The sequence below is a fragment of the Pseudoxanthomonas sp. 68-E7 genome (assembly GCF_057773145.1).
Genome location: NZ_JBYMTI010000001.1, coordinates 762713 through 788847 on the forward strand (window position 1 = coordinate 762713; position 26135 = coordinate 788847).

The following is a 26135-nucleotide window of genomic DNA, read 5'->3' on the forward strand; positions in this document are numbered from 1 at the left end:
CGGAAATTTTGTCACGCGGCGGTCACAAAATGGTCCTATCGTGTTAACCTGTTATTAACCAACGCGGTCGTTCCGCGTAGGCTCAGGGAACCCCAGAAATGCCCCCCACGACCCGCCGCGAGGCGGGCCGCCCGCGCGTCCGCACCAGCCAGCCAGTTTCCGCAACGCCAATTCCCGTACCGAGGCTCACACCCATGAACCAATCCCGTTGTCTCCGGATGTCCAAGCTCACCCTTGGCCTCGTCGCAGCGCTCGCCGCCGCGCCGGTCTTCGCCCAGAGCACCTCCGCCGGTGTCGGCGGCGTGGTGACCGGCGCTGACGGCCAGCCCGTCACCGGCGCCGAAGTGGTCATCACCCACGTCGAATCGGGCACGACCAGCCGCGTCACCACCGACGCCAGCGGCCGCTACAGCGCCCGCGGCCTGCGCGTGGGCGGCCCGTACCAGATCACCGTGACCAAGTCCGGTTCCGGTACCAAGACCGAAGACAACGTCTACCTGAACCTCAACCAGGTCAACACGGTCAATGCCGCGCTGACCGGCGACGCCACCACCACCCTCGAGACCGTGACCGCGGTCGGCGTGGCCGGCGGCTCGGAAGTGTTCAGCGCCACCAAGATGGGCACCGGTTCCAACATCAATCGCGACAGCATCGAAGCGCTGCCGTCGGCCAATCGCAACATCCAGGACTACATCCGCCTGGATCCGCGCATCTCGCAGGTCAGCAAGGCGGACGGCGCGATTTCCGCCGGCGGCCAGAACACCCGCTACAACGCCATCCGCATCGACGGCGTCAGCGTCGCCGACCCGTTCGGCCTGGAATCCAACAACCTGCCGACCGAGCGCCAGCCGGTCTCGATGGACGCCATCGAGGAAATCAACATCGATCTGGCCAACTACGACGTGACCATCGTCGGCGGCACCGGCGCGGTGATCAACGCGGTCACCAAGTCGGGCACCAACGAATTCCACGGCACCGTCTACGGCACCTACCGCGACAAGAGCTGGGTGCGCAAGGAACTGGAAGGCGTCAAGTTCAACGGCTTCGACGACGAAATGACCTACGGCGCCACCTTCGGCGGCCCGATCGTCAAGGACAAGCTGTTCTTCTTCGCCAACTACGAGAAGTACGAGCGCAGCGCGCCGGGCACCAGCCTGACCAACACCCCGTACGGCAGCGGCAACATCACCGACGCCGACATCGCTGATATCGTGTCAGCGGCCAATGGCCATGGCATCAATGCCGGGGGCTTCTCGCTGCCGGGCACCAACAAGACCGAGATTGAAGAGTACGCGCTGAAGCTGGACTGGAACATCAACGAAAGCCACCGCGCCGCCCTGCGTTACAGCAAGCTGGAGCAGAGCGTCCTGCGTTTCCCGGAAATCGACAACAACAGCGTCTCGCTGAGCAGCTTCTGGTACGCGCTGCCGAAGACCTTCGAAAGCTACGTCGGTGAACTGTTCAGCGACTGGAACGAGAACTTCTCCACCGAGTTCAAGGTCGGCTACAAGGACTACTCGGCGGTGCGCAGCACCTTCTCGAACCTGCCGCAGATCGAAGTCCGCGGCTTCGGTTCCAACGGCCAGTCGTCGGTGTTCCTGGGCACCGAAATCAACAGCCACGTCAACATCATCGAGACCAAGGAATGGACCGCTTTCGGTGCGGCCAACTGGTACATCGGTGATCACACCGTCAAGTTCGGCTTCGACTACTCGAAGAACGACATCCTGAACTTCTACGGCCGCGCGGTGAACGGCGTGTATTCGTTCGATGACGTCGACGCGTTCCGCGCCGGTACCCCGAGCAGCTACCAGATCCGCGCCCCGCGTCCGGGCGGCAGCATCAACGACATCCCGGCCGAGTACACCCTGAAGAACGTTGGCCTGTTCGCGCAGGACACCTGGGCGGTCAACTACAACCTGACCCTGACCTTCGGCCTGCGCGTCGACATCCCGGACTTCAGCGACCAGCGCCTGTACAACCCGCTGATCGAGCAGACCTACGGCTACGACAACACCCAGACCGTCGACGACAAACTGGTGCAGCCGCGTTTCGGCTTCAACTACACCTTCGACAGCGATCGTCCGACCCAGCTGCGTGGTGGCGTGGGCCTGTTCGGCGGCGCCGCCCCGAACGTGTGGCTGGCCGGCACCTACCAGAACACCGGCCTGAACTACGTCGAGTACAGCTGTTCCGGCGCCCAGGCCCCGGTGTTCTCGCCGAGCCCGGCGCCGAACATCCCGGCCAACTGCCAGGCCGGCAACGCGCGCGCCAACGTCGACATCGTCGAGCCCGGCCTGAAACTGCCGTCGGTGTGGAAGGCGAACATCGCCCTGGATCACGAACTGCCGTGGTACGGCATCGTCGCGTCGGCCGAGTTGCTGTTCACCAAGGTCAACGACGGCATCGTGGTGGACCGCCTGGACATGTACAACGCCGCCGGCCAGGGCCCGACCGCCTACGGCCAGGACGGTCGTCCGATCTTCTGGAATGCGGCTGGCCTCAACCCGGCCAATGCCAATCCGACCCGGGGCATTGTCTACACGCCCAATGGCCCGTCTCCCAAGGCCAATCGTCCGGCCGGCATCGGCGACGTGATGCTTCTGCGCAACACCGACGAGGGCAAGAGCCGTCAGTACACCTTCGGCCTGAACAAGCCGATGCTCAACGACTGGTCCTGGTCGCTGGCGTACACCTACACCAAGGCCACCGAAGTCAGCCCGCTGACCAGTTCGCAGAACACCTCGAACTGGGGCAGCACCCTGATCGGCGCGGTCAACGGCGATATCGCGTGGGATTCGCGCTATGCCATCCGCGACCGCATCACCGGCACGGTGGAGTGGAAGCACCAGTTCTTCGGTGACTACGACACCCGTATCGGCCTGTTCTACGAAGGTCGCACCGGTCGTCCGTACAGCTACATCTACTACAACGATCTGAACGGCGACAGCAACCCGACCACCAGCACCAGCAACGCAGGCCTGTTCAACGACCTGTTCTACGTGCCGGCGGCCCCGGGCGACGTGCTGTTCACCGGCGGCGCGCAGATGGAGCAGGCGTTCTTCGATTGGCTGGGCAAGAATCCGGAACTGCAGAAGTACCGTGGCCAGATCGCACCGGGCAACGCGTTCCGTGCCAAGTGGGTCAACAGCTTCGACGTGCGCTTCAGCCAGGAACTGCCGGGCTTCATGAAGGGCCACAAGACCGAGCTGTCGCTGGACATCATGAACATCGGCAACCTGCTGAACAAGAAGTGGGGCCTGATCGACGATTACGGCTTCAACTCGACCCGTCGCGTGGCCAGTTACGCCGGTATCGATCCGGCCACCGGCAAGTACGTCTATCACTTCAGCGGCAGCACCGATAGCTCGCAGATCCAGGAAAACAACAACGACAAGGGCAACACCGGTGTGTCGCGCTGGTCGGTCATGCTGGGCCTGAAGTACAAGTTCTAAGCCGCAAGGCCTGGAAACACCAGAAACGGCCGGGGCAACCCGGCCGTTTTTTTATGGGAATGCCTTGGGCGCGGGAACGCGCTAAAGTCATCGGTCATGGCACGAAAGAACGACAGGAAACAAGCATATGAGTGAAGCGCCAACCAGGGCGTTGCCGGTACAGAACGCGCAGATTCACCCCCGCGGGGCGCTGGATGTGCTGTCCCGGGCCGAGGTGGCCCGCCTGCGCGACGCCTCGGCCGGGGGCATGCACGACCTGCTGCGCCGCTGCGCGCTGGCGGTCCTGACCAGCGGCAGCGCCTCGGACGATCCGCGCGCCGCCCGCGATCTGTACCCGGATTTCGACATCCAGGTGCTGCAGCAGGACCGGGGCGTCCGTATCGACCTGGTCAATGCCCCGGCGATGGCCTTCGTCGATGGGGAGATCATCCGCGGCGTCGCCGAGTTGCTGTTCGCGGTGGTTCGCGACCTGGCCTATACCGCCATCGAACTGGGACCGGACTGCAAGGACGACCTGGACACCTCGTCGGGCGTCACCAACGCGGTGTTCGGCCTGCTGCGCAACGCGCGCATCCTGCGTCCGGCCGATCCCAACCTGGTGGTGTGCTGGGGTGGCCATTCGATCTCGCGCGACGAGTACCTGTACACCAAGCAGGTCGGCTACGAGCTGGGCCTGCGCGGCCTGGACATCTGCACCGGTTGCGGACCGGGCGCGATGAAGGGGCCGATGAAGGGCGCCACCATCGCCCATGCCAAGCAGCGCCGCCGCACCACGCGCTACATCGGCATCACCGAGCCGGGCATCATCGCTGCCGAGTCGCCGAACCCGATCGTCAACCACCTGGTGATCATGCCGGACATCGAAAAGCGCCTGGAGGCGTTCGTCCGCATCGGTCACGGCATCATCGTGTTCCCCGGTGGCGTGGGTACCGCCGAGGAAATCCTCTACCTGCTGGGCATCCTGCTGCGGGAGGAGAACGCCGAGCTGCCGTTCCCGCTGATCCTGACCGGTCCCACCATCGCCGCGCCGTATTTCGAGCAGATCGACCAGTTCATCCGGCTGACCCTGGGCGAGGAGGCGACCAAACGCTACGAGATCATCATCGGCGATCCGGTGGCGGTGGCGAAGCGGATGGGTGCCGGAATCCGCAAGGTGCGCGAGTACCGCATCCATCAGAAGGACTCGTTCTTCTTCAACTGGTCGGTCGACATCCCGGGCGATTTCCAGCAGCCGTTCGTCCCCAGCCACGAGGCCATGGCCGCGCTGGACCTGCACCACGGGCGACCGGCGCACGCGCTGGCGGCGGATCTGCGGCGCGCGTTCTCCGGCATCGTCGCCGGCAACGTCAAGGAAGACGGCATGCGCCGGATCGAGGAGTTCGGCCCGTTCGAGATCCACGGCGACGCCGACATGATGCAGGCACTGGACGGCCTGCTGCGGGCGTTCGTCGAACAGCGCCGGATGAAGATCGCAGGCGAATACAAGCCCTGCTATCGGGTGCTGACCTGACCGCGCCGGGCCGGCTTCGGAAGAAGCCGGTCCGGTCCTTCATTCCGCGGTGGCGGGTAGGCGGATGACCGCGCTGTACTGACCGTTCTCCACCTGGATATCCAGGCTGCCGCGGCCATGCGTGAATGCCTGGATGCGCGCCCTGACCGCGTTCTGGCCCACCTGATGGCCAGGCGTAAGGGCGGGACGCGTCGCCACGCTGTTGTGGACCCCGATGGACAGCCAGCGGTCGGATTCCTGCACCTGGATCCGGATAGTGCCGCCCTCGGGGTCTGGCTCCACGCCATGCCGGATCGCGTTCTCTACCAGCGGCTGGATCGAAAGCGTGGGTACCTTCATCACCGGCACCTTGTCCGGAACGTCCCAGGTCACCCGCAGCCTTTGTTCGAAGCGAAGGCTTTCGATATCCAGATAACGCCGAACGAGGGCAAGTTCGTCCACCAGCGGAATCTCCTGCGGTCCAGCCAGCGTCGCCCGGAACAGATCGGCCAGGTCCAGCAGGACGCGTTCGGCATCTTGCGGGCGCTGATGTACCAGCGCAGCGCCGGTATTGAGTGTGTTGAACAGGAAGTGGGGGCGGATGCGTGCCTGCAGCGCTTCCAGCTCGTATTGTTTGGCATGAAGGGCGTGTATCTGTCCTTGCCAGTGGTTGTGGAAGGCCGCCAGACCCAGCAGGCCCACCGTCAGGGTAACGCCCAGTGCTTTGAGGATCAGGGCGTTCCAGTCAAGGTACAGACGTGCGCCGCTGCTCTCGACAAGCGCCCTCGCGACCAGTGCGAGTAGGACGCAGTACAGCAGTGAGAACAGCAGGGCCAGGCTCGCCACCCCGGGTGGGGATACCCCGCGCAGGAAGCCACGGAGCAGGTAGAGGCTGCCCAGCGTCAGCAGGGCCACCCACTGGATCCAGAACGAGGCGAGCCCGAAGTAGATCAGCCAGCGATCGCGGTCGAGACCAGGTGCAAGCGAGAGGGCAATCGCCAGGCCTTCGCCACCCACCAGCACCCACAGGATGACCTCGGAGCGCCAGAGTGCATCAAGCGGCGACGTTTTGGCTGGGGGGGATGATGGCATGGCGTCATGGGGAACCGCTGCCGGGCCGCCCAGGGGATGGTTCCGGCCGTCCGTCGGTTCTTGATGGATTGAGTAGGGCAGGGACCGTTAATTTGAACTGGATGTCATCCGAGGGGAAGAGGACAGGCATGCGCGACGACAAGAATCGGACCGGTAATACCGGGGTCGGCGGGTTCACCCTGATCGAACTGTTGGTCACGCTGGCGATCCTGGCCCTGGCCCTGGTCCTGGCCGTGCCGAGTTTCCAGGGCATCATCGCCCGCAATCGTCTGACCGCTGCCGCCAACGAACTGGTGGCCACTCTCCAGATTGCCCGGACCGAGGCCATCCGGCGCAACAAGCGGGTCGTCATTTGCCCGAGTACGGATGGCAGTTCCTGCCAGGGAACGGATTGGAGGCGGGCTGTCGTGTTCGTGGATGCCAACGCCGACGGCAATCCGGGAGGAGCGGGCGACACGGTCGTGCGCGACGTCACCGCTTCGGCCGCCGGCGTGGTCATCCAGGGCAGCCCCAATGTCTCCAGCAACAACCGCATCTGGTTTGCTGCCGATGGACTCGTACGCGCCGGAAACCCCGCAGTCCGCACCGGCAGGCTCTCCGTTTGCTCGACCCGCTTGCCAGCAGCCGAGAACAGCCGCGAAGTCCAGTTCGCGGTCAGCCGCATCAGCGTGGCAACTGCCAGCGGGACCGCAGCCTGCAGTGCCCCCAGCGACTGAGCCGAGGAATAGAAGAATGCGCACCCTCCATCGTCCCGCGGGAACCACGTTGCTCGAGGTCCTGATTGCCGTATTCGTGCTTGCCATCGGCATGCTGGGGATTGCCGCGCTGCAGGCGGTCACGTTGAAGAATTCGGGTGGTGCCGCAGAACGTACCAATGCGGTCATCCAGAGTTACGCCATGCTGGACATCATGCGTGCCAACCGGAACGCCGCACGTGCCGGACAGTACGACCAGGGCTGGTTGTGCCAGGCAGCCGATATTCCCGATGGCGCCGCCAATGCGAACGCACGTGCCGACGTGAATCGATGGGTCGCCCAGATGCATCAGCAGGTGGGACCCTCGGCCTGTGGTCGCATCGACTGCGATGCAGATGAATGCGAAGTCGAAGTTCGTTGGGACCAGAGCCGCCTCACGGGGGGCGGCGAAGATCCCATCACCATGCTAACCACCAGCAGGCTGTGACGATGAGCCGGAGAGATCCCCGCATGATCCGAAACGCTTACGCGCAGCAAGGCTTGACGCTGATCGAACTGATGCTTGCGTTGCTGCTGGGCACGATCGTGGTGGTCGCCGCCAGTGCGGTATTCCTGTCCAACAAGCAGGTTTACGGAACGAGCGAAACGGTCGGACGTTTGCAGGAGAACGAGCGTGTCTCATTCGAGCTGATGTCGCGCGACCTGCGAGAGGCCGGCGGGAACCCCTGCTCGACCTCGGCCAATCTGGTCAGCCAGCTCAAGAGCGGGGACAACACCTGGTGGACCAATTGGGGGGGCGGACTGCACGGCTACGGTGGCAACGATACCCTGCCGGGCACGGTCAACGGTTCCGGTGCCGGGCAGCGCGTCGCCGGCACCGATGCGGTGGATATCCATCTGGCCAACGACGGCAACATCAATGTGGTCCAGCACGACAATCCCAGCGCCAATCTGGTGGTCAACAATGTTGATGGCATTGCCACAGGTGACATCCTGCTGGTCTGCAACATGGACTATGCATTCACCTTCGAGGTGACCCAGTTGAATTCGGCGGGTGGCATCACCGGCATCCAGCACAATGGCGGCAGCGGCAGTGGCACCACCGGCAATTGCGCTAACGAGTTCCAGCACATCCGCGATTGCGCGACCGGTGCGAGCGGTGCGAATGGTTACTGCTTCATGGTGCCCGATCTCACCAATGTCAATCCGAACTGCGACAAGTTCAGCAATTCGCCCGCGTCGATCTCCCGGGTGACCAGTTCGCGCTGGTACATCGGCAACAATGGACGCGGCGGGCGCTCGCTGTACCGCGCAACGGTGAGGAACACCTCCGGAACCAACGTCCCCAACCTGCTGGCGGTCGAAGAGATTGCCGAGGGTGTCACGGGAATGACGCTCCAGTACTTGAGCGCGGGCAACAACAATTATCAGGCTGCCTCGGCCGTCGCCGACTGGTCGCGGGTGATCGCAGCGCGCGTCAACCTGACCTTCGAGGGAACCGAGGGTGCGCTCTCTGGATCCTACATCCAGGGCACCGATGGAGCCGCGCTCAATCGGCAGGTGAGCAACGTGGTTGCGCTGCGCAACCGGGAGGGGTTGCAATGACGTCACCCAACTTCGCTTCGCGCACGGCACAAAACGGCGTCGCGCTGGTCGTGGTCCTGTTGCTGCTTTTGCTGGTCACCCTGCTGGGCCTGGCGGCAATGCGCGGCACCTGGTTGCAGGAGCGCATGAGCGGCAACCTGCGCGCGCGCAGCATGGCGTTCCAGTCGGCGGAAGCAATCCTGCGTGAGGCGGAAGCCTATGCCGCCAATCAGCGCCCGGTCATGCCGGCCGCGGGAGGCGGGTGCAGTGCCGGTCTGTGTGGCATGCCGGTCAATGGAGCGGCATCGGCGTGGGAGTCGGCCGGATTCTGGGACAGTGCTTCGAACTATCGCGTGTCCAACATACAGGAAGAAGGTCAGACCATGGGCTACGTGATCGAGGACATGGGCAAGGGCGAGGATGTTTCAGATGACTGCACGACATCCATCGACATGTCGGCATCCGCATGCTCCACCACGGTCCAACGCTACCGCATAACCGCGTTCGCCCGCTTGGCGAACGGATCGGAAGTAACCCTGCAATCGCGGTTCCAGGTGCAGTGATGGGGACTCCAGCCATGACATCCCGACTCGTTCCGAGCAAGCGCATGCGCGGCGTCCTGCCCGTGCTGGGCGCATTCCTGTCCACGCTCCTGGCCCTGCCATCGGCGGTGGCGGCGAGCTTTCCGCAGTATCCGCTGCAGACGGGCGCCAGCAATGTCGCGCCCAACATCCTGTTCATTCTGGACGATTCCGGATCCATGACGGACAGCGTCATGACCAATCCTGATCTCGGGACAGTGTGCCGGCGGCAAAGCAATGGCAATTGCGCCAGCGGCACGACTATCAGTGACGACACCTATACGAGCAATACGCTCAAGTACAACCCGGCCACCGCATACAAGAGCTGGATTACTCACAACGGTACCCGCATCAGTGGCGGCCAGACGTTTCCGGATGCCTTCAGCAGCAACAATCTCGCTTCCGGGAACACCACCAATCTTTCGAACAGTGTGCAGACGTTCTACGTGCCCAAGGACACGACCCGAACCGATGCCGCGTATCTCGGCAACAGCCTCAACTACTATCGCTACCAGATCCGCACGATGGGGGGAGTGAGCCGGGTCATCCGCAGCGAACTTGTGTTGGGCGGTGGTCTGGGAACCGCGACCAGTTCCACGACCCGCACATGGAACATCACGGTCAACGGCAGTACCGATTGGCGCGAGAACCTGACGCTGGAGACCAACCAGACCCTGGACGTCCAGATGACCGGTACGGGCAATGCCGCCCTTCGCCTCTATACGGTGGACTGGTGGGGAAACAACACGGTGGTTTGCGAGCCGTTGAGAAACAACAGCAACGAACAATGCACCGCCAACGCCGCAGGCAACTACCTGGTCCGGGTAACCAGGCAGGTAAACAACACCAGCAGCAACGGTGCGGTGACGGTCACGGCGACTCTGAGCGATGCCAACAATGGCTGCCAGACTGCGTCGTCCAATAGCTACGCCTGGGGCAACTGTTCTTTCACCCTGCCGGCTTCCGCGACCGCTGCCGGACGTGATGAGGCGGCCGAACTGAACAACTACACGACCTGGTATTCCTACCACCGCACCCGCATGAAGCTGGCCAAGGCGGGCGCGAGCGAGGCCTTCGCCTTGCTGGGAGACAATGTCCGCGTCGGCTACCGGACCATTTGGAACAACAGCAACTACGACATCCCGGTCGGCGTCTACGAGGACAACCGCGAAGGCGTTTTCAAGGGAACCGCACGGGAGACCTGGTTCAACAGCCTGTTCGGCGCCACGGGCAACAACGGCACTCCACTGCGTGGCGCGCTGGATTCGGCGGGGCAGTATTTCTCCGGCAGCGGTGCCAGCGGCCCGTACGGTCCGCAGTCGGGCAATTCCCAGCTGCAATGCCGGCAGAACTTCGCCATCCTGACCACCGATGGCTACTGGAACAGCAATTTCGGCAGTATCAGCGCTGGCGACCAGGAGGGTTCCAACGGCGAGCGGATCATTGATCACTCGCTCAGGGACACGGATCCGAACTACGACGTCGTCCGTTACGAGGCGGCCCATCCCTACCGGGATGGCAACAACCTCAACCGGGAAAACACCCTGGCCGACGTGGCGATGAAGTACTGGAAGAGCGATCTGCGCACGGACATGGACAATATCGTGCCGCGCAGCAGCACCAACCCGGCTTTCTGGCAGCATATGGTGACCTTCGGTATTTCGATCGGCCTGAAGGGGTCGCTGGACCAGTCCAGCGTGGCCCAGATACGCCGTGACGGCCGCCCTCGGTTGAATGGCGTGGAAGTCAGCTGGCCGGATCCGCAGATGACCAACCAGAGCGGCACGGCCGAAATTCCGGCGCGCGTGGACGACCTTCTGCACGCGGCGGTCAACGCCCATGGCGAGTTCATCGCGGCCACCAGCGCCAATGGATTCCGGGATGCACTGAACAGCGTGCTCGGCCAGATCCAGGCCCGCCTGGCGTCGGGCTCGAACGTGGCAACCAACAGTACGTCATTCCAGTCCAACACCAGCATGTACCAGGCGACCTACATGTCGGGGGTATGGACTGGCGACCTCATCGCTCGCGACGTGACCGAACTGGGGGGGATTTCATCTGAAATCGATTGGCAGGTATCCCAGCGGATCGCCGCATCGCTTACCGATGGCGACAATCGCAATGACTTCGACGACCGCACGGTGCTGACCTGGACCGGCACGGCGGGTGCCGCCTTCCCCACCGATGGCCAGAGCACGCTGCTCGCGCGTTCCACAGGCGCGGCGATCGTGACGGGACCGGACAATGCCAGCTACATCAAGGGAAGCCAGGCGCAGGAGCAATCCAACCGGGGTCTCCTGCGCAACCGTTCGATTCTGCTTGGCGACATCGTCAATTCGTCGCCGTTCTACGTGAAGGATACCGAGACCATCTATGTCGGTGCGAACGACGGCATGCTGCATGCGGTGAATGCATTGACCGGCGACGTGGTGTTCTCCTATGTACCTGCCGGTCTGGACTTCACCAAGCTCGCTTCGCTCAGTGATCCCGACTATGTGCACAACTTCTTTGTAGATGGTCCGGTTACGGTTAGCAGCCAGAACGTGGAGGCGGGGACGAACTATCTTGTCGGTACGCTGGGGCGCGGCGGCAAGGGCGCATTCGCCATTGACGTGAGCGATCCCAGCCGACTCGCCGCAAGGGACGTGCTGTGGGATCACACCGTGACCACGGATACGGACATGGGATATGTGCTGGGCGCCCCGGTCATCGCACGCGGCAACAACGATGAAGTCCTGGCGATTGTCCCGAATGGTATCGACAGCGCCAATGGGGACGCCGTGCTTTATGTCTACGATGTGGCCACGGGTACGCAGCGGGCAAAGATCGCGGTGGGTCAGACCGGTGACAACGGGCTGTCCGCCCCGCGCGCCGCGGACGTCAACGGCGACGGCAAGGTCGACTATGTCTACGCGGGCGATTTGCATGGCAACGTCTGGAAGTTCGATTTAACCGCCACGTCGGCGGGCAGTTGGAGCGTGGCGCTGGGCGGCGCGCCCTTGTTCACCGCCGTGGACGACGGCGGCAACGCGCAGCCCATCACCGGCGGCCTTGCGATCGCGCGCGAACCCGGCAGCCGGCGGATCTGGATCACTTTCGGTACGGGACGCCTGATCACGCTGCCTGATCTGGACGCGAGCCAGAGTGGCCAGCAGAGCATTTACGGGATCATCGACGATGGAACGGCGGTCGCTCAACGCAGTGATCTGACCACGCGGACGATCGCGGCGGTCAGCGCGGATCAAACCAGGCGCGCCTTCGAATCGTTCACCGTACTTCCGACCGATTCGCGAGGGTGGTACATCAACCTGGGCACGCCGCTAGCGGGCGAGCGGGTGGTCAGTGGTCCGCGTGTCGACGGACGGGCCGTCTGGGTTTCCAGTGTGGTCCCCGATGCGGGCGATGGTTGCGAGTCGGGAGGTACCGGGTACCTGAATGCGCTGGACCTGTTTACCGGCACCAGTCCCGGAAATGGCAGCGGCGGATCGACGTCCTATTTCGATCTTGATGGCAGCGGCAGTGGGGACAATGATTACATTACCGATTCGAATGGAAACAGGCATGCGGTGGGCTCGGTCAACCTGAATATCGGCATGCCCACCGAGTCCAGCCAGATCGACGAGCTGGTGCTGGTCTGCGGTTCCGATGGCACCTGCAAGGACGTCAAGGTGCCGCCGGGCATGGGCCAACCCAAACGCCTCGGCTGGCGTGAAATCTTCACAAGGTGACGAGCATGAACGACGGACGTACCCACTCCCAGGGATTCACCCTCATCGAGTTGATGATCGTGGTGGCGGTCATCGCCATCCTGGTGGCCATCGCCTATCCCAGCTATCAGAGCCACGTCATCAAGACGCGGCGCGCGACGGCAGCGGCATGCATGATTGAACTTGCTCAATTCATGGAGCGGGAATACACAACCAATCAGTCGTACGAGGACGGCACGCTCCCGCAGACGAATTGCCGGAACGATCTCGCCGGGTTCTACAGTTTCGCGTTTCCGTCACCGCCAACGGCGACGACCTTCAGCGTTACCGCAACCGCGGAAGGCTCCCAGGCAAACGATACGCAATGCGGCAACCTGACGATCAACCAGGCGGGAGCCAAGAGCGTCAGCGTATCCGGAACTGATCCTGCCATGTGCTTCTAGTCGATTGCAGATTCGCGAACCGGAAAAGCAAAGAGCCCGCATGCCAGCGGGCTCTTTGCTTTTGGTATCTGGCGCCCGAAGTTGGACTCGAACCAACGACCCCCTGATTAACAGTCAAGTGCTCTAACCGGCTGAGCTATTCGGGCGGGGTCCGATATTGTAATCAGGCCGGTGGGAGGGGGCAAGCCTCCACGGCTTTCAGCCACGGCAGGGCTCGCCGGAGGCGGCGCGACGGCTGCGCGCGCGGCCGGCGTTGTTCACCACCACTTCCGACATCAGGCGTTCCCGCAGGCAGATGCGCACGGTCAGGTTGCTGCCGGCGCTGCGGCCGTCGGGGAGGTAGCGCAGCTGCCGGCGTCCGGCGGTGGATCGGATCCGGAAATCGGGTGGCAAGGGGACCGTCTCGTAGCGCAGCACGTCCTCTGGCGTATCCGGCTGCCGATCGCCGTCAGGGTCGAAGAACATCAACCAGCCCGTTCCCCAGTCGCCATCGGCCCGGCATCCGGATTCGACGCCGTCGGAGGGGCAGACGGCGGTCGCCCTGCGATACGTCACGGCGGTCTGGCGGGCGCTGGCGAAATGGGAGGCCAGCAGGTAGCGGACCGTGTCGGCACGGTTCCGCTGGACGAGATGGTGATAGGACGGAAGGCCGATGCCGACACCGATGCAGGCGATGACCATGGCCACCGCCAGTTCCAGCAGGGTCAGGCCGCGCTGGGTGGGACGGTGGCCGGGAAAGGGCGGGGCGGGAATGGAGCGCATCCTGCGCATGGAATCTCCTGGCGGCCATGTATCGGGCATTCAGGTTCTGATACGGCCCACGTGGGGACCATAGGACGGGACCGCGAATCGGGGTAGGAAATCTCCCCGCGCGTCGGTCAGGCTTGGGTGGCTATACTCAGCGATCGCATTCGGGACACCCCCATGACCGACCGCTTCCAGCTCGTTTCTCCCTATTCCCCCGCCGGCGACCAGCCACAGGCCATCCAGAAACTGGTCGAGAACTTCGAGTCCGGACTCGCCAAGCAGACCCTGCTGGGCGTGACCGGCTCGGGCAAGACCTACACCGTCGCCAACGTGGTCCAGGCCGTGCAGAAGCCGACCCTGGTGATGGCGCCGAACAAGACCCTGGCCGCGCAGTTGTACGGCGAGTTCAAGTCGTTCTTCCCGCATAACGCGGTGGAATACTTCGTCAGCTATTACGACTATTACCAGCCCGAGGCCTACGTGCCGTCGTCGGACACCTTCATCGAGAAGGACAGTTCGATCAACGAACACATCGAGCAGATGCGGCTGTCGGCCACCAAGGCGCTGCTGTCGCGGCCCGATGCGCTGGTGGTGGCCACGGTCTCGGCGATCTACGGCCTGGGCGCGCCGGAGGACTACCTGTCGCTGCGCCTTATCCTGTCGCTGGGCGAACACATGGACCAGCGCCAGCTGATCAAGCATCTGACCGAACTCCAGTACACCCGCAACGAATACGAACTGCAGCGCGGCACCTTCCGCGTGCGGGGTGAAGTCATCGACGTGCATCCGGCCGAGAGCGACGCCGAGGCGCTGCGCATCGAGCTGTTCGACGGCGACGTGGAGAACCTGACCCTGTTCGATCCGCTGACCGGCGAAACCCTGCGCAAACTGCAGCGCTACACGGTCTACCCGAAGACCCACTACGCCACCACCCGCGATCGGGTGCTGACGGCCATCGACACCATCAAGATCGAGCTGAAGGAGCGCCTGGAACTGCTGTATGCGCAGAACAAGCTGGTCGAGGCCCAGCGGCTGGCCCAGCGCACCCAGTTCGATCTGGAGATGATGGCCGAGGTCGGTTACTGCTCGGGCATCGAAAACTATTCGCGCCACCTCACCGGCAAGGCACCGGGTGAGCCGCCGCCGACCCTGTTCGACTACCTGCCGGCGGACGCGTTGCTGGTCATCGACGAATCGCACGTGACCATTCCGCAGATCGGCGCCATGTACAAGGGCGACCGTTCGCGCAAGGAAACCCTGGTCGAGTTCGGTTTCCGCCTTCCGTCGGCGCTGGACAACCGGCCATTGCGCTTCGAGGAGTGGGAGGAACGCTCGCCGCGCAGCATCTACGTGTCGGCGACCCCGGGTCCCTACGAGTTGCGGGAATCCAACGGGGAAATCGTCGAACTGGTGGTCCGGCCGACCGGCCTGGTCGACCCGGAAGTGGAAATCCGCCCGGTCGGTACCCAGGTCGACGACCTGCTGTCGGAAATTAATCTGCGGGTGTCCTGGGGCGATCGCGTGCTGGTCACCACCCTGACCAAGCGCATGGCCGAGAACCTGACCGAGTACCTGGGCGAGCACGGGGTCAAGGTGCGCTACCTGCACTCGGACGTGGACACGGTGGAGCGGGTGGAGATCATCCGTGATCTGCGCCTGGGCAAGTTCGACGTGCTGGTCGGCATCAACCTCCTGCGCGAGGGCCTGGACATGCCGGAGGTGTCGCTGGTGGCGATCCTGGACGCCGACAAGGAAGGTTTCCTGCGTTCCACCGGTTCGCTCATCCAGACCATCGGCCGCGCGGCCCGAAACCTGCGCGGCAAGGCCATCCTGTACGCCGACAAGATGACGCGATCCATGCAGGCGGCGATCGACGAGACCAGCCGGCGCCGCGAGAAACAGCTGGAACACAACGCCGAGCACGGCATCACCCCGAAATCGGTGGCCAAGCCCATCGTCGATATCCTGGAAGGCGCGCGCGCCGATGCCGGCGAAGCCAAATCGGGACGCGGCAAGCGCAAGGTGGCGGAGGATCGCACCGAGTACGCCGTGCTGGACCCGGCCCAGGCGCTCGCCCGCATGAAGGTGCTGGAGCAGCAGATGTACCAGCACGCGCGGGATCTGGAGTTCGAGGACGCCGCGCGCCTGCGCGACGAGATCCGCAAGCTCAAGGAAGCCAGCCTGGCCGGCTGACGTGCCCGGCCTGGTACGGCATCGGGGTGGAACAGGGTGCCGCCGGGCCCGCGCAGATTTCCGCCGCGACGCCCGTGCCGCGGGGCGACGGGTGAAGCGGGACGGGCATTTTGGCGGCCGGTGCAGGGACATGTTGTCGCCGCGTAGCCTTCTGGGCTAGAATTCGCGCCCCTGCAAAGGGCAGACCGGGCGGTTAGCTCAGCGGTAGAGCACTACCTTGACATGGTAGGGGTCACAGGTTCGAACCCTGTACCGCCCACCACCGAGAATCCAGCAACAGCAAGGGTTTCGGTGGTTTCCCCAGCAATATCCCCCTCCGCAACTGTCATCGCACTGGCATCGCCAGCGATGACGGTCGCCAGATAGGGCGGATCTTCGCCATTTCCGCCGCCAAGGCCACCGTCCAAGCATCGATCGCCTCCCGGGCCATGATAGGGGAGGCGGGGTCGAATTTCGCATAGTCCTCCGTCGTTGGCGCCGACTCGCTCTTCTGCGACGCCAGGCGGCTTCAACGTTTGCCTGACAGCGATCCGGCAGGTGCCCTGCGATGCCAAGGGAGTGGCCCGTATCTCTACTGGCCCCATTGGGTCCCCAGCGTTGCGAGAAGCGGCTCCAGGACGTCAGTTGCTGGCACTACGGCCCGGAATTTTCTGGCCGACTACTGACGAGGCGCACATGGTGGGCCAAATTCGGCTTTTGCTTGCCTTTCAGCCCAGCAGCGAGATTTCGTTGTTTCGTAAAAAAGGGCGCTACGAAATCTAATGTGAGTGTGTTTTAAGAATTTTCCGATTGTCGATGATAGGGGCGGCCAATAGCGTCAAGGATGGCGATCATCTTCTGGGATTTTCCCGAAGCCACGGCGCGGGAATGCGCCAAACAAGGAGAATGTCGATGCGTGAGCTAACGGCAAGTGAAGTTGAATCCGTCAGTGGTGGTCTGCCCACCGTAGGCAGGGCGGTTGCGACTTGGGCTATTGGGAAGGCGCTCAATGCGGCGTCCAAATACATCAAGGAGGGGGCGCTCAAGGAAGATACCTTCACCAATCCCTCCAACGTTCAAAACGTATACGGGGCGTGACGGGCACCCGCCGGGCGGCGTCTGCCGCCCGGTTTAGTCCAGATTATCTTGCTGGAAAAACTATGGATATCACCGATAGTCGGCTGCGCGGCGCGAGTATTGGACGGGCCCTCAAGAGCGTCGTGCTTGCTTGTATCTGCACGTTGACTTCCTCGAGCATCGTTGCTTTTTCGTTTCGACGGGAGTTGAAGGGGTTTGATCCTGGCTTTTCTGATCTGGACTTGATCGGCGCAGTTGTCCAGGCGGGAATACTGGGGCCAGCTATTGAATCTCTTCTTGCGGGGGGAGTGATATCGATAATCCTGCTTCCATTGTTCAGGTACAGGACCGCTGTCATTGTCGTTTCCGCGGTTATTTTTTCTTCGCTCCACGCCATATTCAATGTTTATTGGGGGATCGTTGTTTTCTTTCCCTTCGTTGTGTATTCGTACTTGTTTTTAAGCTACATGAAATACGGTAGGCGCTGGGCCTATGGGATGTCGTTTCTAGCCCATGCGGTTCACAATAGTTGTGCGGTTCTTGCAGTATTTCTCGTTGACAGTGCTTCGTGAACGCTAGGGCGTAGGCTCTCTTCTCCTTTGAGGTTGGCGACGTTCACATGCTGAAGAACAAGCCGTCGCCAAGGGACGCAACGGCATGCCGTATGAGGTCCATATCGCAGCGATGTGGGGCGGTGAGGCGGCGACGGTTCCACGGTCCCGAAAAACGAAGGCCCTGCCTATCGGATTCCCGGCACGGGGCCCAACGAGTGGGTGGGCCATGGCGAAGCCTGGAGGGAGCAGGGCTGATCCACCTGCTGGCGGGTCCCGCCTCAGGTCTCGACGGTAGTGACGGCCCGAATTGGCGCTAGCTCGGCCCGTCTGGCATCAGCAACGCTTGCGTGTTGCAGCCCGTCGTTTACAATGCTCTTCAAGTAAGAGGGCGATGGTGCCTGTCGCGGTAACCACTTGATTGATTTCAGGTGGCTCTATCGTGGTCTGGTGGAGACGCAGGTTCGAATCTGTACCGCCAACCACGCTCATCCGCGTGGATTCCCGTCTTCCTTTGTTTGCCACTCCGATATCACGAGGTGGCCTGCGGAAACGCCGGCCGAGCGTGCGACATGAGCACTACCATCGCCTGAATCCGGTACTGCCCGAGGCACTGCATCCCGTAGGCGCCCTCGTGGCGCTTTTTTGTTGGCCGCGAAGCGGCCACGGGATTCGGAAGCCGAGATGGGGGATTCGCTGTTTGGCCCCGCTCGCTTCCGCGAATCCCGATTCCCCAATCCCGAATCCCGGCCTTCCCAACAATGATCACGATCACGCTTCCCGACGGCAGCAGCCGCCAGTTCGAACAGCCCGTTTCCGTCATGCAGGTGGCCCAGTCCATCGGCGCAGGCCTGGCCAAGGCGACCCTGGCCGGCGCGGTCGATGGCCGCCTGGTCGATGCCAGCGACGTCATCGATCATGACGCCAGCCTGCGCATCATCACTCCCAAGGATGAGGAAGGGCTGGAAATCATCCGCCACTCCTGCGCCCACCTGGTCGGCCACGCGGTCAAGCAGTTGTACCCGGACGTGAAGATGGTCATCGGTCCGGTCATCGCCGAAGGCTTTTACTACGACATCTACAGCGAGCGCCCGTTCACGCCGGAAGACATGGCCGCGATCGAGCAGCGCATGCAGGACCTGATTGCCCAGGACTACGACGTCATCAAGAAAGTGACGCCGCGCGCGGAAGTCATCCAGGTGTTCAAGGCCCGCGGCGAGGACTACAAGCTGCGCCTGATTGACGACATGCCGGAAGAGAAGGCGATGGGTCTGTACTACCACCAGGAGTACGTGGACATGTGCCGGGGCCCGCACGTGCCGAACACGCGTTTCCTGAAGGCGTTCAAGCTCACGCGCATTTCCGGCGCCTACTGGCGTGGCGATGCCAAGAACGAGCAACTGCAGCGCATCTACGGCACGGCCTGGGCGGACAAGAAGCAGCTCGACGCCTACATCACCCGGATGGAGGAAGCCGAGAAGCGCGACCACCGCCGCATCGGCAAGCAGCAGAACCTGTTCCACCTGCAGGAAGAGGCCCCCGGCCTGGTGTTCTGGCATCCGAAGGGCTGGGCCATCTGGCAGGTGGTCGAGCAGTACATGCGCAAGGTCTACCGCGACAGCGGCTATGGCGAAGTGCGCTGCCCGCAGATCCTGGACGTCTCCCTGTGGCAGAAGTCGGGCCACTGGGACAACTACCAGGAGAACATGTTCTTCACCGAATCGGAGAAGCGCACCTACGCGGTCAAGCCGATGAACTGCCCTGGCCACATCCAGGTGTTCAACCAGGGCCTGCACAGCTATCGCGATCTGCCGATCCGCTACGGTGAGTTCGGCTCCTGCCACCGCAACGAGCCTTCCGGCGCGCTGCACGGCATCCTGCGGGTGCGTGGCTTCACCCAGGACGACGGCCATGTCTTCTGCACGGAGGAGCAGGTCGAATCCGAGGTGACCGCGTTCCACCAGCAGGCGCTGGCGGTCTACGGGGCGTTCGGTTTCGACGACATCCAGATCAAGATCGCCCTGCGCCCGGAAAAGCGCCTGGGCGACGACGCCACCTGGGACAAGGCCGAGGACGCCCTGCGGGCGGCCCTGCGCAGCTGCGGGGTGGAGTGGAAGGAACTGCCGGGCGAGGGCGCCTTCTATGGCCCCAAGATCGAGTACCACCTGAAGGATGCCATTGGCCGGACCTGGCAGCTGGGCACGATGCAGGTCGATTTCATGATGCCGGGCCGGCTGGGCGCCGAGTACGTGGACGAACACAGCCAGCGCCGCCACCCGGTCATGCTGCACCGGGCCATCGTGGGGTCCATGGAGCGGTTCATCGGCATCCTGATCGAGCACCATGCCGGGGCCTTCCCGGCCTGGCTGGCCCCCCAGCAGGCGGTCGTAATGAACATTACGGACGCCCAGGCCGATTATGTGGACGAAGTCCGGAAAACCCTTGCAAATCAAGGCTTCCGGGTAGTGGCCGATTTGCGGAACGAAAAAATCGGCTTTAAGATCCGCGAGCACACCCTGCAGCGGGTCCCCTACCTCCTGGTGGTCGGAGACCGCGAGAAGGAAAATGGCGCCGTTGCCGTGCGTACGCGTTCGGGCGAGGATTTGGGCACAATGTCCGTGTCCGACTTCGCCGATCGCCTGCGTGGCGAGGGCGCGTAAAGGGTCCGGCCCCGGTTGGGGCCGGCACGATTCTCTCTGGAGACTGAAACATCAGCACCCCTGACAACAAGCAAAACCGCAAGAACCACGAAATCCGCGTGCCGCGCGTGCGCGTGATCGGTTCCGATGGCGAAATGATCGGCGTGCTCACGCGCGACGAGGCATTGTCGATGGCCGAGGAAGAGGGCCTGGATCTGGTCGAGATCCAGCCCAACGCCGAGCCGCCCGTCTGCAAGATCATGGACTTCGGCAAGTTCAAGTTCGAGCAGCAGAAGAAGGCGAACGAAGCCAAGAAGAAGCAGAAGCAGGTCGAGATCAAGGAACTCAAGTTCCGGCCGGTCACCGATGAAGGCGACTACCAGATCAAGATGCGCAACATCCGCCGCTTCCTGGAAGAAGGCGACAAGGTCAAGGTCAACATCCGCTTCCGTGGCCGCGAGATGAGCCACCAGGAACTGGGTCGTGAAATGGCCGCGCGCATCGAGGCCGAACTGGGCGACGAGATCGTCATCGAGTCGCGTCCGCGCCTGGAAGGCCGGCAGATGGTGATGATGATCGCCCCCAAGAAGAAGTGACCTCCCGCGCCGCGGGCGCGGAGGACATGTGGTGGTGGTTGCCTCTCCCGTCCAGGGCAGGGGAGTGAAAAGAGCGCCGTGAGGCGCTCTTCTCGTTTCCGCACGTGGAGGTTTCGTGTTCCGGTCCGGACCCTACAACTGCCGCCAGCCGAAACCATCGCCCCGGCGGTAATACACCGCCACCGCGCGACCATAGACCTTTTCGGCATCGACGAAGCCGAAGAAACGGCCATCGAAGCTGTTGCCGCGATGATCACCCAGCACCAGGAGCTTGCCGGCGGGGACCACCATGCCGTGGACGTCGGGACCGCCACCGAGATCGAGATCGAGCGCGGCGGTGCGGATTCCGAAATCCTCGCGTGGCGCATCGCCATCCAGCCGCAGTGGTCGGCCATTGATGCTCAGGTGGCCACCGCGAAGATCGACGTGGTCACCGGCCACGGCGACCACCCGCTTGATCAGGCGGGTGCCATCCGCCGGGGAGTCGAACACGGCGACCTCGCCGCGCTGCGGCCTCCGCACGGCCAGCAGCGCGTGGGAGGTGAATGGCAGGCGCAGGCCGTAGGCACGCATGTCCACCACCACCCGATCACCGGGCTGCAGGGTCGGCTGCATCGAACCACTGGGTACCCGGTAGTGGTTGGCCAGGGTGTCGCGCGCGGCGAGCAGCAGGCCGAGCATGGCCAGCACGGGCAGGGCTTCCTTGCGCAACCATCGCAGGGCGCGTTGGCCGGGCGGGGGCACGGTGTCCAGAATGGCCGCTCCAGAGGGACGAGGCTGGTTTGGACCCGGCAACGGGCATCGAGTTCCTGCGCGGCGAGATGGCGGGGACCCGGCGCCCGTGTCATGCGGGCCACGCCGACGGGCCGGCAGAACCCGCTGATTTGCAAGGGAAAGCAAGTCCCTGCATAATGTGCGGCCCGGTTCTCCGGGATCGGCTGCTCGCAGCCCAGGACCCACCATTGGTTTCTTTCGGAATCAATGGCTTACAAGCCGACTGGGGCATGGATGGAAAGCGTGGCGCCAAGGCGCTGCCGCCCAGGTCAGTGACATAAACCATCAAGGACATTGCAATGCCCAAGATCAAGACCCACCGGGCGGCGGCCAAGCGTTTCCGCAAGACCGCCTCCGGCAAGTACAAGGCTGGCCACGCCAACCGTAGCCACATCCTCACCAAGAAAGCGACCAAGCGTAAGCGCGGCCTGCGTGCGACGAACATCGTTCGCGCCGAGGACAGCAGCCGTCTGGACCGCATGCTTCCCTACCTCTGAGGACTGAACCATGGCACGAGTTAAGCGTGGCGTGATGGCGCGTCGCCGTCACAAGAAAGTCCTCCACCTGGCCAAGGGCTACTACAACGCCCGCCGCAAGGTGTTCCGCGTCGCCAAGCAGGCGGTCATCAAGGCGCAGCAGTACGCCTACATCGGCCGCAAGCAGAAGAAGCGCAATTTCCGTTCGCTGTGGATCACCCGCATCAATGCGGCTGCCCGCATCAACGGCCTGAGCTACAGCCGTTTCATGAACGGCCTGCTGAAGGCTGGCATCACCCTGGACCGCAAGGTGCTGGCGGACATCGCCGTGCACGATGCGACGGGTTTTGCGGCCCTGGCTGAAAAGGCGAAGGGCGCACTCGCAGCCTGAGCTGCGATCTCCACCGTAAACGCAGTAGCGGCAGTTCATCGCCGAACACGTGGGGAAGGGCGCGAGTCCTTCCCCATTGTTTTTTGTGGTTCCGGATCCGATCCGGAATCCGGACAAGCCGAACCTCATCTGGACGATCCATGAGCGACATCGAATCCCTGTCCACCCAGGCTCTCGCCGACATCGCCGCGGCGCAGACGCCCGATGCGCTGGAGCACCTGCGCGTGGCGCTGCTGGGCAAGAGCGGCAGCGTCACCGCGCAGCTGAAGCAACTGGGCACCCTGCCGGCGGACCAGCGCAAGAGCGCCGGTGAAGCCATCAACCGCGTACGCGATGCCATCGGCGACGCCCTGTCGGCGCGCAGGACGGTGCTGGAAGACGCGGTGCTGGATGCGCGCCTGTCCAGCGAAACCATCGACGTGACGCTGCCGGGCCGCAATGGTTTCCGCGGCGGACTGCATCCCATCAGCCGCACGCTGGAGCGCATCGCCGACATCTTCGGGCGTCTGGGCTACGAATTGGCCGACGGCCCGGAAATCGAGGATGACTGGCACAACTTCGAGGCGCTGAATTTCCCGCCGCACCATCCGGCGCGCGCCATGCACGACACCTTCTACTTCGGCGACGGACGCCTGCTGCGCACCCACACGTCGGGTGTGCAGGTGCGCTACATGGACAACCTGCTGAAGGCCGGACACCAGCCGCCGCTGCGCATGATTGCCGCCGGCAAGGTCTACCGCAGCGACAGCGACCAGACCCACTCGCCGATGTTCCACCAGGTGGAAGGCCTGCTGGTCGACGAACACTCCACGTTCGCCGATCTGAAGGGCACCCTGGCCGAATTCGTGCGCGCGTTCTTCGAGCGCGATTTCGAGATGCGCTTCCGGCCTAGTTATTTCCCGTTCGTCGAACCGGGCGCGGAAGTCGACATCGCCTGGCAACAGCCGGACGGCAGCACCCGCTGGCTGGAAGTGCTCGGCTGCGGCATGGTCCATCCGAACGTGCTGCGCAACTGCGGCATCGACCCGGAGCGCTATACCGGCTTCGCGTTCGGCATGGGCGTGGAGCGCTTCGCGATGCTGCGCTACGGGGTCAATGATCTGCGCGCGTTCTTCGAGAACGACGTGAGGTTCCTGCGGCAGTTCGCGTAAGGGCCCTGGCCCGACGGCGTGAAAGTGATGGCGTGGCGATGCTTCGGCGGACGCCAACGATAATGGACAGATGGCAACGGTGGGCTGCGGCCCACCCTACGGTGACACGATGAAATTCAGCGAAAACTGGCTGCGCAGCCACGTTCCCACCCAGGCCACCCGCGACGAGCTGTCGGCGGTTCTGACCGCGATTGGGCTGGAAGTCGAAGAGGTGACCGCGTTGGGTGATGGCCTGGCGGGCGTGGTGGTCGCGCGCATCGTCGAATGCGCGAAGCACCCGGAGGCCGATCGCCTGCAGGTCTGCCAGGTCGACGCCGGGCAGGGAGCATTCCTGCAGATCGTCTGCGGCGCGCCGAACGCGCGTCCGGGCCTGGTGGCCCCACTGGCCATGGTCGGCGCGAACGTGGGCGGCATCGCCATCAAGGCGGCGAAACTGCGCGGCGTGGAATCCAACGGCATGCTGTGCTCGGCCAAGGAACTCGGCATCGACGCCGATGCTTCCGGGCTGCTGGAGTTGCCGGACGACGCGCCCATCGGCGAGCCGATCGGCGAGTACCTGGGCCTGCCGGACGCGAGCATCGAAATCAAGTTGACGCCGAATCGCGCCGACTGCTTCAGCGTGCGCGGCATCGCCTACGACGTCGCCGCCGCGGTCGGCAGCCAGGTCAAGCCGCTCGACGCCATGCCTGTTCCCGCGCAAGGCGACGCCGCGCGGGTGGTCGAACTGGAAGCCGGCGAGCGGGTTCCGCGCTTCGCCGGCCGGGTGATCGAAAACGTCGATGCCAACGCGCCAACGCCGGTGTGGATGGCCGAGCGCCTGCGCCGCGCCGGAGTGCGTCCGATCAGCCTGCTGGTGGACGTCACCCAATACGTGATGTTGGAGCTTGGCCAGCCCATGCATGCGTTCGACCAGGATCTGCTGGAAGGCGCCGTGGTCGTGCGGCCGGCGCGCGCGGGCGAGACGGTCAAGCTGCTCGATGGCCGTACCGTGACGCTCGACGGGGAATTCCTGGTCGTTTCCGATGGCCAGGGCGGCAAGGCCGCGCGCGCGGTGGCGCTGGGCGGAATCATGGGCGGATACGACACCCGCGTGACCGACACCACCCGCAACGTGTTCCTGGAAGCGGCGCATTGGATTCCGTCGGCCATCATCGGCCGCAGCCGTCGTCTGGGCATGCATACCGATGCGGGCCATCGCTTCGAGCGCGGCGTCGATCCGGAACTGCCGCGCATCGCGGTGGAGTATGCGACCCGGCTGATCCTCGCCGTCGCTGGCGGCGTGCCCGGACCGGTGACCGAAACGGTGCTGCCGGAACATCTGGCGGAACCGCCGACCATCGGCCTGCGCCGCGCGCGCGTGGCACGCGTGCTCGGCGTCGGGATCGCCGACGCCGAAATCGAGCGCATCCTGCAGGCACTGGGAATGCAGGTATCGCGTGATGGCGAAAGCTGGCAGGTGGTTCCACCCAGCCGTCGCTTCGACATCGCCATCGAGGAAGACCTGATCGAGGAACTGGCGCGCATCCACGGCTACGAGCGCATCCCGACCACCTTGCCGGGCGGCGCCACGCGCGTCGCGGTGCAGAGCGAAACCCGTGTCGACCAGTCCACGGTGCGCCGCCAACTGGCCGCGCGCGAGTACCTGGAAACGGTCAACTACGCGTTCGTCGATGCCTCCTGGCTCGCGCACTGGCAGGTCGCCGAAGGCGCGGTGCCGCTGGCCAATCCGCTCAGCGCCGAGCTGGGCGTGATGCGCACGCAACTGCTGCCGGGCCTGGTGGCTGCGCTGGGCCGCAACATGGCCCGCCAGGCCGGGCGCGTGCGCCTGTTCGAGCTGGGCAACGTGTTCGAAGCGTCCACCACCGCGGGTGCCGCGCCCGTCGAGACCTTGCGCATCGCCGCGGCGGCCTGTGGTGACGCCCGTGCCGAGCAGTGGGGCGAAAAGCCGGCACGCAAGGTCGACTTCCATGACCTGAAGGGCGATCTGGAGAGCCTGGCCGCCGCCGCTGGCGCGGTACTGGAGTACCGGCCGTCCACGCGCGCGCACGGGCATCCGGGCCGCTCGGCCGACATTTACCGGGATGGCCGGCGCATCGGCTGGATTGGTCAGTTGCATCCGCGCCTGCAGCGCCAGATGGACCTGGATGCCGACGTGGTCGCGTTCGAGCTGGATTTGGCTCCGCTGACCGGACGCGCGGTCGCGCGCGCTTCGGAGCTGTCGCGGTTCCCGTCCGTCCGCCGGGATCTCGCGTTCGTCGTCGCGGAACGGGTGGCGTGGGAAGCCCTGCGGCAGACCGCCCGGGAGGCCGCGGGCCCGCTGCTGCGGGACGTCCAGCTGTTCGACCGCTATGTCGGACAGGGGGTCGAATCCGGTCAAAAGAGTCTCGCTATGGGCTTGATTTTGCAGGACAACTCACGCACTCTGACTGACCGCGACGTGGAATCCGTGGTCGCCGGCGTGGTGGCCGCCATCGAGGCGGCCCACGGGGCGAAGATCCGCGGATGAACGGCGTGA

20 protein-coding genes and 2 tRNA genes are annotated in these 26135 nt (G+C 63.9%); 18 read left to right on the plus strand and 4 right to left on the minus strand.

What is annotated here, in order from left to right; translation table 11 throughout:
- The first annotated feature begins 194 nt into the window (after positions 1-194).
- Both AC3DE2_RS03595 and ppnN read left to right on the plus strand, forming a co-directional pair.
- Positions 195-3455 carry a TonB-dependent receptor gene (locus tag AC3DE2_RS03595; protein ID WP_488425087.1) on the plus strand — a complete coding sequence of 1087 codons (3261 nt, stop codon included), beginning with the start codon at positions 195-197 and terminating at the stop codon, positions 3453-3455.
- 127 nt (positions 3456-3582) lie between these two features.
- Positions 3583-4965, plus strand: a complete 1383-nt coding sequence (gene ppnN, locus AC3DE2_RS03600) for a nucleotide 5'-monophosphate nucleosidase PpnN (RefSeq protein WP_295382679.1) — start codon at positions 3583-3585, stop codon at positions 4963-4965.
- Positions 4966-5004: 39 nt separating this feature from the next.
- Here ppnN and AC3DE2_RS03605 read toward each other — a convergent pair whose 3' ends face one another.
- Complete coding sequence (locus AC3DE2_RS03605) at positions 5005-6036, minus strand: sensor histidine kinase (RefSeq protein WP_488425088.1); 1032 nt, start codon at positions 6034-6036, stop codon at positions 5005-5007.
- Positions 6037-6164: 128 nt separating this feature from the next.
- On the opposite strand from AC3DE2_RS03605, the gene AC3DE2_RS03610 reads away from it, so the two are divergent.
- The 6 genes from AC3DE2_RS03610 to AC3DE2_RS03635 are packed head-to-tail and all read left to right on the plus strand — an operon-like array spanning position 6165 to position 13046.
- Positions 6165-6752, plus strand: coding sequence for a GspH/FimT family pseudopilin (locus tag AC3DE2_RS03610; protein ID WP_488425089.1), 588 nt, complete (start codon positions 6165-6167; stop codon positions 6750-6752).
- 16 nt (positions 6753-6768) lie between these two features.
- Positions 6769-7218: a type IV pilus modification protein PilV gene (gene pilV, locus AC3DE2_RS03615; RefSeq protein WP_295382676.1), complete on the plus strand. Its 450-nt coding sequence runs from the start codon at positions 6769-6771 to the stop codon at positions 7216-7218.
- A gap of 23 nt (positions 7219-7241) precedes the next feature.
- On the plus strand, positions 7242-8336 hold the full coding sequence (locus tag AC3DE2_RS03620) for a prepilin-type N-terminal cleavage/methylation domain-containing protein (RefSeq protein WP_488425090.1): 1095 nt from the start codon (positions 7242-7244) through the stop codon (positions 8334-8336).
- Positions 8333-8878 carry a pilus assembly PilX family protein gene (locus AC3DE2_RS03625; protein WP_488425091.1) on the plus strand — a complete coding sequence of 182 codons (546 nt, stop codon included), beginning with the start codon at positions 8333-8335 and terminating at the stop codon, positions 8876-8878. Before AC3DE2_RS03620 ends, AC3DE2_RS03625 begins: the two co-directional genes overlap by 4 nt.
- A gap of 44 nt (positions 8879-8922) precedes the next feature.
- On the plus strand, positions 8923-12624 hold the full coding sequence (locus AC3DE2_RS03630) for a pilus assembly protein (RefSeq protein ID WP_488425092.1): 3702 nt from the start codon (positions 8923-8925) through the stop codon (positions 12622-12624).
- Between the two features lie 5 nt (positions 12625-12629).
- Positions 12630-13046, plus strand: a complete 417-nt coding sequence (locus AC3DE2_RS03635) for a type IV pilin protein (protein ID WP_488425093.1) — start codon at positions 12630-12632, stop codon at positions 13044-13046.
- Between the two features lie 69 nt (positions 13047-13115).
- Here the strand turns inward: AC3DE2_RS03635 and AC3DE2_RS03640 are convergent.
- Both AC3DE2_RS03640 and AC3DE2_RS03645 read right to left on the minus strand, forming a co-directional pair.
- A tRNA-Asn gene (locus AC3DE2_RS03640) sits at positions 13116-13192 on the minus strand.
- 52 nt (positions 13193-13244) lie between these two features.
- Positions 13245-13817, minus strand: a complete 573-nt coding sequence (locus tag AC3DE2_RS03645) for a GspH/FimT family pseudopilin (protein ID WP_488425094.1) — start codon at positions 13815-13817, stop codon at positions 13245-13247.
- A gap of 153 nt (positions 13818-13970) precedes the next feature.
- Here AC3DE2_RS03645 and uvrB point away from each other — a divergent pair, with 153 nt between their 5' ends.
- The 6 genes from uvrB (at position 13971) to infC (ending at position 20828) form a co-directional block, all read left to right on the plus strand.
- Complete coding sequence (gene uvrB, locus AC3DE2_RS03650) at positions 13971-15986, plus strand: excinuclease ABC subunit UvrB (RefSeq protein ID WP_488425095.1); 2016 nt, start codon at positions 13971-13973, stop codon at positions 15984-15986.
- Between the two features lie 187 nt (positions 15987-16173).
- Positions 16174-16248, plus strand: a tRNA-Val gene (locus AC3DE2_RS03655).
- 629 nt (positions 16249-16877) lie between these two features.
- On the plus strand, positions 16878-17063 hold the full coding sequence (locus AC3DE2_RS03660) for a hypothetical protein (protein ID WP_488425096.1): 186 nt from the start codon (positions 16878-16880) through the stop codon (positions 17061-17063).
- Positions 17064-17125: 62 nt separating this feature from the next.
- Positions 17126-17614 (plus strand): hypothetical protein, encoded by a 489-nt coding sequence (locus AC3DE2_RS03665; protein ID WP_488425098.1) that lies wholly within the window; start codon positions 17126-17128, stop codon positions 17612-17614.
- Between the two features lie 740 nt (positions 17615-18354).
- A complete protein-coding gene (gene thrS, locus AC3DE2_RS03670; RefSeq protein ID WP_295382794.1) occupies positions 18355-20253 on the plus strand; it encodes a threonine--tRNA ligase in 1899 nt (632 codons plus the stop codon).
- Positions 20254-20303: 50 nt separating this feature from the next.
- Complete coding sequence (infC, locus tag AC3DE2_RS03675; RefSeq protein WP_295382802.1) at positions 20304-20828, plus strand: translation initiation factor IF-3; 525 nt, start codon at positions 20304-20306, stop codon at positions 20826-20828.
- Between the two features lie 132 nt (positions 20829-20960).
- On the opposite strand, the gene lepB is transcribed toward infC, so the two are convergent.
- Entirely contained in the window at positions 20961-21581 is a 621-nt protein-coding gene (gene lepB / locus AC3DE2_RS03680) for a signal peptidase I (protein WP_488425250.1), read from the minus strand.
- A 320-nt stretch (positions 21582-21901) separates the two neighbouring features.
- Here lepB and rpmI point away from each other — a divergent pair, with 320 nt between their 5' ends.
- From rpmI to pheT, 4 genes are all read left to right on the plus strand, one after another.
- Positions 21902-22099 carry a 50S ribosomal protein L35 gene (gene rpmI, locus AC3DE2_RS03685; protein ID WP_141453658.1) on the plus strand — a complete coding sequence of 66 codons (198 nt, stop codon included), beginning with the start codon at positions 21902-21904 and terminating at the stop codon, positions 22097-22099.
- Between the two features lie 10 nt (positions 22100-22109).
- Positions 22110-22469 carry a 50S ribosomal protein L20 gene (gene rplT, locus AC3DE2_RS03690; RefSeq protein ID WP_295382793.1) on the plus strand — a complete coding sequence of 120 codons (360 nt, stop codon included), beginning with the start codon at positions 22110-22112 and terminating at the stop codon, positions 22467-22469.
- 140 nt (positions 22470-22609) lie between these two features.
- On the plus strand, positions 22610-23620 hold the full coding sequence (gene pheS, locus AC3DE2_RS03695) for a phenylalanine--tRNA ligase subunit alpha (protein ID WP_295382792.1): 1011 nt from the start codon (positions 22610-22612) through the stop codon (positions 23618-23620).
- 109 nt (positions 23621-23729) lie between these two features.
- Positions 23730-26126, plus strand: coding sequence for a phenylalanine--tRNA ligase subunit beta (gene pheT / locus AC3DE2_RS03700; protein ID WP_488425099.1), 2397 nt, complete (start codon positions 23730-23732; stop codon positions 26124-26126).
- The last annotated feature ends 9 nt before the right edge of the window (positions 26127-26135 follow it).